General features: G+C 42.1%; 6 protein-coding genes. 4 read left to right on the top strand and 2 right to left on the bottom strand.

What is annotated here, in order from left to right:
* Window positions 1–454 precede the first annotated feature (454 nt).
* Complete coding sequence (gene typA, locus T541_RS0116080; RefSeq protein ID WP_026653630.1) at window positions 455–2,284, top strand: translational GTPase TypA; 1,830 nt, start codon at window positions 455–457, stop codon at window positions 2,282–2,284.
* A 262-nt stretch (window positions 2,285–2,546) separates the two neighbouring features.
* Here the strand turns inward: typA and T541_RS0116075 are convergent, their stop codons facing one another.
* On the bottom strand, window positions 2,547–3,170 hold the full coding sequence (locus T541_RS0116075) for a YigZ family protein (protein ID WP_034467648.1): 624 nt from the start codon (window positions 3,168–3,170) through the stop codon (window positions 2,547–2,549).
* Window positions 3,171–3,739: 569 nt separating this feature from the next.
* Between T541_RS0116075 and T541_RS0116065 the strand changes: the two genes are divergently transcribed.
* The 3 genes from T541_RS0116065 (at window position 3,740) to larE (ending at window position 8,990) form a co-directional block, all read left to right on the top strand.
* Complete coding sequence (locus T541_RS0116065) at window positions 3,740–6,490, top strand: transglycosylase domain-containing protein (protein WP_026653628.1); 2,751 nt, start codon at window positions 3,740–3,742, stop codon at window positions 6,488–6,490.
* Between the two features lie 122 nt (window positions 6,491–6,612).
* Entirely contained in the window at window positions 6,613–7,983 is a 1,371-nt protein-coding gene (locus tag T541_RS0116060) for an MATE family efflux transporter (protein ID WP_034467645.1), read from the top strand.
* Complete coding sequence (gene larE / locus T541_RS0116055; RefSeq protein ID WP_026653626.1) at window positions 7,980–8,990, top strand: ATP-dependent sacrificial sulfur transferase LarE; 1,011 nt, start codon at window positions 7,980–7,982, stop codon at window positions 8,988–8,990. Before T541_RS0116060 ends, larE begins: the two co-directional genes overlap by 4 nt.
* Window positions 8,991–9,045: 55 nt before the next feature.
* Here larE and T541_RS0116050 read toward each other — a convergent pair whose 3' ends face one another.
* Entirely contained in the window at window positions 9,046–9,507 is a 462-nt protein-coding gene (locus T541_RS0116050; protein ID WP_026653625.1) for a hypothetical protein, read from the bottom strand.
* Between the last annotated feature and the right edge of the window lie 2,643 nt (window positions 9,508–12,150).

Below are 12,150 nucleotides of genomic sequence, written 5' to 3'. Positions count from 1 at the left end.
AAAAGAAGACAGAGCGGGTGGGACTATGCCGAGATTCTGAACACTCACGTGTTAGGCACAGAAATGCCTAAAATGAGGTGGCTCAGGGACCTCATTGACCAAAAGCTTGCATAAAGAAAGAAACCAGAGGCTGGCGTTCCATGACAGATAAAGTAGTCATTAAGCAGACCAAGGGTCAAAAGCGAAACACCGGGACTTTCGCTTTTTCCAACGGAATTTAGGGTCATATGTTGGATGATGGACAGGCTTGGTGTATAATTACGGAAACAGATCTGATCTTAAATGATTCCAGGTGAACTCCACCCTTTTGTTTCCGAATTTTGATTTACGCTATCGGCTTGTCAAAAAAGATTGAATTAGCTAAAAACACGTGCTATAATTCCTTAGTTTGAGTTTAATTTACATTAATATAGTAGTTTAGTTTTTGGTTTATATTTTTAAAAAGGAGTTATTTATGAAGCAGACAAGAAATGATGTAAGAAACGTTGCTATTATCGCCCACGTTGACCATGGTAAGACAACACTTGTAGACGGCCTTCTCCGTCAGAGCGGTGTATTCCGTGACGGTCAGGAAGTTGCAGAGCGTGTAATGGATTCTGGCGATATTGAAAAAGAGCGTGGAATCACAATCATGTCAAAGAACACTGCTATCAGTTATAAAGATATCAAGATCAACATCATCGACACTCCAGGCCATGCTGATTTCGGTGGCGAGGTTGAGCGTGTACTTAAGATGGTTAACGGCGTTATCCTTGTAGTTGATGCTTTCGAGGGACCAATGCCACAGACTAAGTTCGTTCTTGGAAAGGCTATGGATCTTGGACTTCCTGTTATCGTTTGTGTTAACAAGATCGACAGACCTGAGGCAAGACCTAACGAAGTTATCGATGAAGTTCTTGAGCTCCTTATGGATCTTGGCGCTGATGACAATCAGCTTGATTGCCCATTCGTATTCGCTTCAGCTAAGGCCGGTACTTCTTCTCTTTCACCAGAGGAGCAGGGCCCAGATATGAAGCCACTTCTTGATACAATTATCAACTACATCCCAGCTCCTGTTGGAGATCCTGATGCAAGCTCACAGTGCCTCATCAGTACAATCGACTACAACGAGTACGTTGGACGTATTGGTGTTGGTAAGGTAGATAACGGCGTTCTCAAGGTTAACCAGGAGGTTGTTGTTGTTAACCACCACGAGCCAGAGAGACGTATCAAGACTAAGATCTCTAAGCTCTATGAGTACGACGGACTAGGAAGAGTTGAGGTTACTGAGGCTAAGATCGGTTCAATCGTTGCTATTTCTGGTATCGAGGATCTTAAGATCGGTGATACAATCTGTTCAGTTGACGAGCAGATTGCTATTCCTTTCCAGAAGATCTCTGAGCCTACAATTTCTATGAACTTTATTGTTAACGACTCTCCTCTTGCTGGTCAGGAAGGTAAGTTCGTAACAAGCCGTCACCTTCGTGACAGACTTTATAAAGAACTTAATACAGACGTATCACTTCGTGTTGAGGATACAGATACAACAGAGACTTTCAAGGTTTCAGGACGTGGTGAGCTTCACCTTTCAGTTCTTATCGAGACAATGCGTCGTGAAGGTTTCGAGTTTGCAGTAAGTAAGGCTGAGGTTATTTTCCACACAGATGAGAATGGCCAGAAGCTTGAGCCTATGGAGAGATGCTACATCGATGTACCCGATGAGTTCTCAGGTAGCGTAATCCAGAAGCTTGGCGAGAGAAAGGGTGAACTTGTTAACATGGGCGCTGGTAACGGCGGTTACACACGTATCGAGTTCAGCATCCCATCCCGTGGACTTATCGGTTACAGAGGTGAGTTCATGACAGATACAAAGGGTAACGGTATCATCAATACTATCTTCGATGGCTACGCTCCATACAAGGGAGATATGAACTATCGTAAGACTGGTTCAGTTATCGCTTTCGAGACTGGTGAAGCTACAGCATACGGTCTTTTCAATGCTCAGGACCGTGGTACTCTCTTCATCAAGACTGGTGATAAGGTTTACTCAGGAATGGTTATCGGAACAAGTGGAAAGAGTGAAGACGTTGAGGTTAATGTCTGCAAGACCAAGCACCTGACCAACACAAGAACATCATCATCAGACGAAGCTCTCAGACTTGTACCACCTCGTATCATGTCTCTTGAGCAGTGCATCGAGTTCATCGACAACGACGAGCTCCTTGAGGTAACACCTACAAGCCTTCGTATTCGTAAGAGAATCCTTGATCCTACACTTCGTAAGAGAGCTGGATTTAAGAAGTAATTCTAATGCTTTAGGACGGACAAGGGTTGTAATATATGCAAGTGCCGCTGGCACGCTTGCGCTCGATGTTCGTTGGTAACGGATGCTAAGGTGCTAAAGAACAGCACCTAAGCACCGACCACGAACAACGGCTGACGCGGTCACTTGCATATTATCACGACCCTTGGCCTGTTCTACGTAATAGATATATTTAATAAAAAACAGGATGATAGACTGTGTACAGATAAATGTCTCACAGTTTATCATCCTATTTTTTGATTTCTTACATGGGGTAGAAACCTTTGTCGCCCTCGATTATCTCTAGTTGGCCCTCGCATTTTTGGGTAAGACCAGATTTTATTTTGTCTATGTCCTCTTCTTTGACGCAAATATCGAATTGGACGTCTGCTTCATAGCGGGATTCTAGGATTGCTATGTCATTCTGTTCAAGGTAATATTGAACGCCATTGATCATGTTGTAGCCTACTTTGATGGTGAGTTTCTGAGCGAATACCATTTCGCCGATTTCGGCATCGGCAAGGCTTGCCTGGGCAGCCTGGGTATAGGCGCGGACAAGTCCGCCTGTACCAAGGAGGACACCGCCAAAGTATCTGGTGACGATGACAAGAACGTTGGTGACGCCGGCGCCTTTAATGACTTCAAGGATTGGCTTTCCAGCTGTGCCTGAGGGTTCACCATTATCACTGCATCTTGTTATCTCGCTATTTTCTCCTATTACAAAGGCGTAGCAGTTGTGCCGGGCGTCCCAGTACTTCTTGGACACCTCTGCAATCTTAGCTTCTGCTTCTTCTACGTTTTCTACGCTATATACAGCGGCGATAAAACGAGATTTTTTCTCAACAATCTCGCCGTTTCCTTCCTTTGTGATTATCTTGTATGAATTCAAATTTCTTTTTCCTTTACTAATTATCCTTGTGGAGTCAGTGGGGACGGTTCTGGGAGTCAGTGGGGACGGTTCTATTTGACTCCACATAGATTATAACATTAAGGTTCAAATAATTATTTAAAAATTTAAATTTGATTAATAGTAAATTGTGTGCGAATAACTGATAATTATGTTGAGGTAGTGTCTTACGACAACTGCGACATTTTACGGTAATTACTGCATAATAACCGCGTAAATAATTATCGGTTTACAGTATATCTCTACAGTTACATATAGTTTTGCCACAAATAGCACAATTATACAGAAAGGTGGATCAAAATGAAGAAGATCACAGCTGCCATCAGTAAGAACAACGAGATCACTGAGCAGCTCAGCGAAACAACACAGAAATTCACTTCACTTTAATTAACCATATAGTTTTCCTTCCAACTTGTGTTAACAAAAAAATAAGGGCCTTGCGGGGCTCTTATTTTTTTGCGGATTTTTCCGCTTTATCGTCAATAGAGACAATTCTAAGAATTCGTGATATACTTTATAGGTTAAAATAGGCTTAAAAGCGAGGTTTATATATGAACTATGGAAAAAGAGGTATCGTAGAGCAGGCTAGAGCTATGAACTCCGGTACCAATAAATGGGGAAAGAAATTCAGTCTATTTGGATTTTATATTCTTTTATCCGCAATACTTGGTTCAGTCATTATCGGAACAAGCATTGGAATAGGCGTATTTAACGGAATCAAAGACACCGCTCCGGATATCAGTAACATCAACGTTACTCCTACTGGTTTCTCGACCTTTGTCTATGACACAGAGGGCAACCAGATTGCCAAGCTGGTTTCAACAGACTCTAACCGTATCCCTGTAACCTGGGATATGATCCCGGAGAATCTTGCCAACGCTTTTGTAGATATCGAGGACGAGAGATTCTACGAGCACAACGGTATTGATATTCAGGGTATCATCAGAGCCGGTTTTGTAGGTGTTACATCCGGCGATCTGTCACAGGGTGCCAGTACCATAACACAGCAGCTTCTTAAGAACAACGTATTCTCTGGTTGGACCAATGAGAGCTCTGTTCAGAAGATCAAGCGTAAGATTCAGGAGCAGTACCTTGCTATTCAGCTCGAGAAAAACATGAGCAAGGAAGAGATCCTTCTTAACTATATGAACACCATCAACCTTGGTTCCAACACTCTTGGTGTTCAGGCAGCTTCACTTCGTTATTTCAATAAGCCAGTAAGTGAGCTCACCCTTTCTGAGTGCGCAGTAATCGCAAGTATCACTCAGAACCCCAGTAAGTTCAATCCTATCACTCATCCTGATAAGAACGCTGAGAGACGTACCAAGGTTCTTAACAACATGCTTAAGCACGGACACATCTCTCAGATTGAGTACGATCAGGCCATGGCGGATGATGTATATTCAAGAATTCAGACAGTAGATCAGGAAACAGGAGATTCCACAGTTAACTCCTACTTCGTAGATGCTCTTACCAACGACGTTCTCGAAGACCTTATCGCTGCAGGCTACAACGAGACACAGGCCTATACACTTCTTTACAGTGGTGGTCTTAAGATTTACTCAACTCAGGATCCTAAGATCCAGGCAATCTGTGATTCTGTATTCTCTAATGAAGAGAACTATCCTGAGGGTACTAAATTTCTTTTAGCATATGAATTGTCAGTACAGCACTCAGATGGCACAGTTACTAACCACAGTAGTGAGATGTACCAGGCATATTACCAGGAACAGTACAACGCAGCAGGTAAAAAGACAAAGTTCAACCTCCTCTACACTTCTTCTGAGGAAGCTGAAGAGGCTATTGAAGCCTACAAGGCAGCTGTTCTTGTTGATGGAGACACAGTTCTTGGCGAGAAGTACACACTTACTCCACAGCCTCAGGTTTCTATCACAGTTGAGGAACAGAGCACAGGTTATGTAGTAGCTATGGTAGGTGGTCGTGGTGAGAAGACAGCCAGCCGTACTCTTAACAGAGCTACTGATACTTATAGACAGCCAGGTTCTACATTTAAGGTTCTTTCTACTTATGCACCTGGTATCGACAGTGCAGGTCTTACCCTGGCTACAGTATTTAACGATGCTCCATTTGCTTATGACAATGGAACTTTGGTTAAGAACTGGTGGGGATCTGAGTACAGAGGACTTAACAACGTAAGAACAGCCATCAGAGATTCCATGAACGTAATCACTGTTGAGGCCTTTACTCTTATCACTCCTCAGCTTGGATATGACTACCTTAAGAACTTCGGTTTTACAACACTTACTGAAGGCACAACAATTGATGGTAAGGTTTACTCAGATATTCAGCAGTCAACTGCTCTGGGCGGTCTTACCTACGGTGTTAAGAATATCGAGCTTAACGCAGCTTATGCAGCCATCGGTAACGGAGGCGTATACATTAAGCCTAAGCTCTACACCAAGATCGTGGATCACGATGGAAACGTTATTCTTGATAACACAGAACCAGAATCTAAGAGAATCATTAAAGAGACAACGGCATTTCTTTTAACAAGTGCCATGTCAGACGTTGTAAACGGCGGTACCGGTTCATCAGTTAACTTTGGTACAACAGCTATCGCCGGTAAGACAGGTACAACCTCAGATTACAACGACGTTTGGTTCTCAGGTTATACTAATTACTACACAGCTACCACATGGGCTGGATTTGATAACAATGCTAAGCTCTCTTCTTCTGCAGAGAAGAACCTGGCTAAGACATTGTGGCGTAAGGTTATGGAACAGGTTCACGCAGACCTTCCTTACTCATCCTTCACAATGCCAAGCGGAATCGTAAGTGCTACTGTATGTTCAAGATCAGGTAAACAGCCAATCGCAGGGCTTTGCGACGGCGCATGCTACACTGAGTACTTCGAAGAGGGTACAGTTCCTACAGAGAGCTGCGATGTTCACTACGCTGGTACAATGTGTGCTCTTGATGGAATCCCAGCTTCAGAGACTTGTCCATTCAAGGTTGCAGGCGTATTTGAGCTCACTCCTGAAGTACCTGCTGCTCTTCAGTCCGGATTTGTTAACTATACACCGACTAACTCAGCATACACGCAGGTTACCGATGAGAACGGCAATGTTACAACCGTACTTAACACCTGTCACCACACGCCAGAGTTCATGGCCCAGGAGGGAATCGACGGAATCCTGGCTCAGGAACAGGCTATAATTCAGGCAGCCGCCCAGGCCGCGGCAGAAGCCGCCGCAGCAGCCGCTGGAGAGAATCCGGAGGCAGCACCGCAGCAAGAGACTGTGGTTGATACGGTTCCAGAGGATGTATCCGCCGGCAACTAATTGAATTTTTGGACTGTGAGTAATGTTCACGCATTATTCACAGTCTTTTTTTGCATTAATGTTGAAATACACCTATGATGGAAATATACTGATTAAGCTATAAACGTATATGAGGATTTATTATGAATAAGATAACTGAAGGCCCAATCTGGAAGAACATGCTAGGCTACTTCTTTTCCCTTCTTCTTGGTGCCTTTTTCCAGCAATTTTATAACACTGTGGACGCCATCATCGTGGGCCGCTATGTAGGTAGTGATGCCCTTGCAGCCGTTGGTGGATCCGCAGCCATGATCGTCAGCCTTTTTGTAGGCTTTTTTATGGGCTTATCCACTGGTGCATCCGTTGTAATCGCACAGTTCTACGGCGCTAAAAGAGATGAAGAGGTAAAAAAATCTGTCCACACCGCCATGGCTGTTGCTATAGTCGGCGGTATCATCTTCATGGTTCTTGGCCTTATAACCTCCAAATGGATCATCGTAGCCATGAGGACCTCAGAGGAGCTGATAGTGCCATCTACAGCCTATCTCATCATCTTCTTTGCAGGAATGGTGGCCAACATGGTCTACAACATGGGAGCTGGTATTCTCAGAGCCATAGGCGATTCCAAGAGACCACTTTACGTACTTGTTATCAGCTGCTTTGCAAATATATTGCTTGATATCTTTTTCGTTGTGGTGCTTGGCCTTGGCAAGATGGGTATCACTCAGGGTGTTATTGGTGTTGCTGTGGCAACTGTTCTGTGTCAGGTCCTTAGCGCAGTTATCGTTATGATCATGCTCTGCAAGAGCCAGGGAAGTTACAAGCTTTACATTAAGGAAATCAAGGTTGATTCTGATATCCTTTCAAAGATCATTAAAATAGGTCTTCCTGCCGCTTTTCAGGGAACCATGTACACTCTTTCCAATATCCTTATCCAGACCGCTATAAACGACTTTGGAAAGGATACAACAGCAGCCTGGGCTGCCTATGGTAAGATCGACGTATTATTCTGGATGACCGTTAGCTCTTTAGGAACTGCTGTAACAACCTTCGCAGGCCAGAACTTCGGCGCCGGCAAATACAAGCGTGTCCGCAGTAGCGTACGCCACGGCTTTATCATTGCTGCCACCATCACAATTCCACTTAGTATTATCCTGTACTACTTTGGAGATGTATTCCTCTATATCTTTGTTAAGGACAATCAGAACGTTGTTAATATCGGCGATCAGATGATCAAATTCCTGGCGCCATTTTATATAGGCTATATTGGCGTTGAGATTCTCTCTGGCGTCCTTAGAGGCATGGGAGCATCATTTATGCCTATGCTGATCACCCTTAGCGGAATATGCGTCCTGCGTGTTGTTTGGATACTACTTGTATTCCCCCTTAACAAGACCGTGGAAATGGTGGAAGCCAGCTATCCAATCACCTGGATCACAACTTCAGTACTGTTCGTGCTTTACTATATCTACTACATGATCAAACATCGTTATCAGATGAGGGAGGATTCATGAGTTCTATATTTTCAGATTTACCTGACGAACTTCAGCGTGGGTATAACAGTTTAAAGAGCTATCTTAGATCCCTTGGAAGTGTTGTGGTGGCCTTTTCTGGTGGTGTGGACTCCACCTTCCTTCTCTATGCCGCCAAGGATGCTCTGGGAAATGGAAATGTTATTGCAGCCACTGCCATCGCCTCTTTTATTCCTGCAAAAGAGATTAAGGAAGCAGAAGAATTCTGTAAAGAGCTTGGCATTGAGCATGTATTTGCTGAAATAGACATAAACGATATTCCTCGGTTTAAAGATAATCCCGTGGACAGATGCTATCACTGTAAGCACTTTATCTTTTCCACTCTCCTCAGTATCGCAGCTGGAGAAGGTAAAAACCAAGTAGTAGACGGTTCTAACGCAGATGATGTTGGAGACTACAGGCCTGGCATGAAGGCCCTTGAAGAGCTTGAGATAAAGAGCCCTCTTAAAGAGGTTGGACTTACAAAAGATGATATCAGACAGCTTTCCAAACACTTTTATCTCCCAACCTGGGATAAGCCATCCTTTGCATGCCTTGCCAGCAGAATCCCTTATGGATCAACCATTACATCCAAGGAGCTTGGCATGGTGGAAAAGGCCGAGAATCTGTTATTAGAGCTTGGATTTAAGCAGTTTAGAGTAAGAGTTCACGGCGGCGAGAGAATCGCTGATATCCATTCCGTAGAACGCCTGATAGAAAAGAAAATGTACGACTATCGCAAGATGCATGCACGTAGCCTTATTGGTTATCTGGCAACAGAATCCTTTGATGATGTTAATGATACTGGAGATATTAGAACAAGTATTAAATATAACACCACAGATCTTGTGGCCAGGATCGAGCTTCTACCTGAGGATATAAACAGGATGCTTGATAATGAGCTTAGAAACAGGATTTACGACGAGTTTAAGAAGATAGGCTTTAGTTATACCTCCCTTGACTTAAAGGGCTATAGAACAGGCAGTATGAATGAAAATTTGGAGAAGTAAAATAAAAGGTAGCCGAGGGCTACCTTTTATCGATTAATGACTATTCATTTACGCATCAATGTCCCCTTAGATCAAATTCACTAGAGAATCCATTATAATCTCCCCAAGTATAGATCATATAATAGCCATCTCCATCCAACTCTGCGTCAAAAGCAGCATGTCTATGAATAATCTCACTTATTATACTGCTTTCTTGTTTTTTGACTAATGCATCATATTCACCAGATGAATACTGCTTATAGTAATCTGCTATCTCTTCTTCAGGCAAGTCACTCTTGATTAGGATAGCACCAAAATACTGCATACCATTACCATTGCCACATAATTTTCCTGCCATAGAAAAATCATCAATTAATACGGCATTCTCTGGTAAAGGAATGCTTTTCAACTCTTTAGTTATACCTTTTGCTACGTTATCATTATGAATAGGACAAACAATATATAATAGCAATATCCCAGCAATAATAATTGCAAATAATACTAATGTACCAACAAAAGCGCTCTTTTTCTTTCCCATGTCATTTATCTCTCCTACTTCTCACAGGCCTCATTATATTTAGCAAAATTCATGTAATAGTTAAATACAGTATATCCATACATTTTTGCACTATCGCCACTTCCATTGTATTTTGCAAATATTTCTTGGCGTTGTTTTTCTGTTAGATTATTAATATCATATCCTAAATTATCTGCTTCATATTTTAACACCAATGCCACCATCTCCACATTAAAGCTTTCATCCTGAAGCATTTCCCAGAACTTTTGCAAATCTTTCCAGTTATTCGGATCATAATTTGTTCCGTAATAGTGATTATATGCTGCAATCGCAGTTGCTGCAAATATTTGTCCTACTCCTGTAGAAGAATCTGTTCTTTGCACAAGTGGTGCTTCAGGGGGGAATAATAATATCCACCAATTATCCCATGATGGATTTGAAGCAGCCTCAGTATATTGCTCTAATTGTTCATAATAATAATATGTACTTTGAACAATTCCATCAGCAACAGGATCATCTACACCGTAACAACGTATTTCTCTATATAGTATTGCCTGAATCATTGCCTCATCAACGCCGTATTTTTCTGAGGCGTTTTTTATTTCATCTTCTAACTCCAATACCTTTTCTAGAGCTTCTTCATTAGAATAGTAGCAATCTTTACCTTTCTGAATTATAGATAAATCCTCGTTTGTTATTAATGACAATTCCTTTAGTAACGCTTCTTTTGCTTCCTCATTTTTTCCATTTCTATCTAAAAATCCTATTGGGCTATTCGTACAATATATATAATGGTTAATTGTATCTGGCCTAGATTTATATCCCCTTTCTTTATCCTCACCATTAAATCTACCAGCAATTGGATCATAGTATCTTGCCTGAGCAAAGTTAAGTTCTGATACTTCATCTTCCTGATAGCCAGTGAAAGCAAATGGCTGGATGATATTTCCATTCTTAGTATAAGCATGGGATTTGTTTTCTTTGCCGAGTCTGTTTCTTAGCTTACCTGTGTATGGATCTACCCTTCTACCAAAGTCATCATAAGCATAGGCATCAACTGTAAGTCCATCTGTACCTGTAAGATACATTGTACTTCCAAGTTCATCCTGGAGGTAGTAGTAATTGTTACCACCCCTGTTCATGCTTACTACGTTGTTATCATAGATGAAGCTCTCTGTCTCTCCGTTTACTGTTCTTTCAAGGAGGTTATAGTAATCCTTTGAAAGATCGCAAAGATATTCAATCTTCTCTTCAGGACGTACTGATTCAACCCTGAATCCAAGGCCGTTGTATGTATAGGAGATATCACCCTTCTCTGTATCTGTTGCCTGGGTCATCTTACCCATAGCATCATACTTGAAGGTCTTCTTGATGATTTCACCAGAAGTAAGAGCTACCTGGTTACCTCTTCTGTCGTATGAATAGATGTTACTTGTCTCATTGTTTGATGAGTCTCTAACAATGGATCTTGTAAGTCTGTCGAGGGCATCGTACTCATAAGATGTCTTTGTATCAGCTTCAGTCATCTCTGTTCTGTTACCGAAGGCATCATACTTATACTCTGCTCTGAGGTTACCATTTAATGTACTCTTTGTAAGTCTTCCAAGATCATCATACTCATAGTGATATGTACCAGAAACAGCATCCATTCCACGTCTGTTTCTCTCGATATCTGTAACAAGTGATGTCTCTTTTTCATAGTTATAGACATACTTATCGATGATCCCCTGAGTATCAGTGCTTGTCATGGACTTAAGAAGTCCGCCCTGATAGTACTCAAGTGCTGTTTTAACTCCGTTAGGGAAGCTCTTTCCTGAGAGTCTTCCTGTAGCATCATAAGTGTATGTGATAGGCTTATCTGAAGTTCCATCGGTTAGACTTTCTAGTCTTCCAAAGGCATCGTATGTATACTCTGCTCTCTTTCCATCTGGATAGATGATGGCGCTCTCATTATCATAAGGGCCATACTCATAGCCTACTGTTCTTCCCTTATAGTCTGTTACGGATACAGTTCTTCCAAGGATGTCGCTCTCAATCTTTGTAAGGCCAAGGTGATCCTTAACTTCCTGAAGGATGTTAAGAGCGTTATACTGCATCTTTACGCTCTTACCGTCAGCGTAGTTAACTCCTGTTACGTTACCATTGTTATCTCTTGTGTATACTGTTTCATAGCCGTCACGGTCGATATGGCTCTTAACGTTACCAAGAACGTCATAAGTATAAGTATCCTTCTGACCAAGAGCATCTGCGATTGATAAAAGTTTTCCACCTAAGCTATGCTCATATATTGTTACATGACCGTTATTATCAACCTTGGGGAAGTTACCGTTCTCATCTGCTGTCTTTTCTTCATCGCCAAATCTCTCAACCTTTGTAAGAAGGTCAAGTTCGTTGTATGTGTACTCTGTTCTGTTTCCAAGAGCATCTGTTACGCTCTTTAGCTTTCCTGTTCCTGTGTAGGTATTCTTAGTGATCTTACCTGCATCATTTATCTCGATAACTCTTCCACGAGCATCGTACTCATAAGATACTGTTCTTCCGTTTGATCCTGTTACCTTTGAAATAAGGCCTGTCTTTGTGTATTCCATTGATACCACAAAGCCATCTGCCTGAGTCTCACTCTTAACTCTTCCAAGGCTGTCATACTCATAGCTTCCTACAAGG

Source organism: Butyrivibrio proteoclasticus P6B7, assembly GCF_000622085.1.
Lineage (GTDB): Bacteria > Bacillota > Clostridia > Lachnospirales > Lachnospiraceae > Butyrivibrio > Butyrivibrio proteoclasticus_A.
The sequence above is the reverse complement of the archived record's forward strand: the minus strand, read 5'-3'. Positions and strand labels throughout refer to the sequence as shown.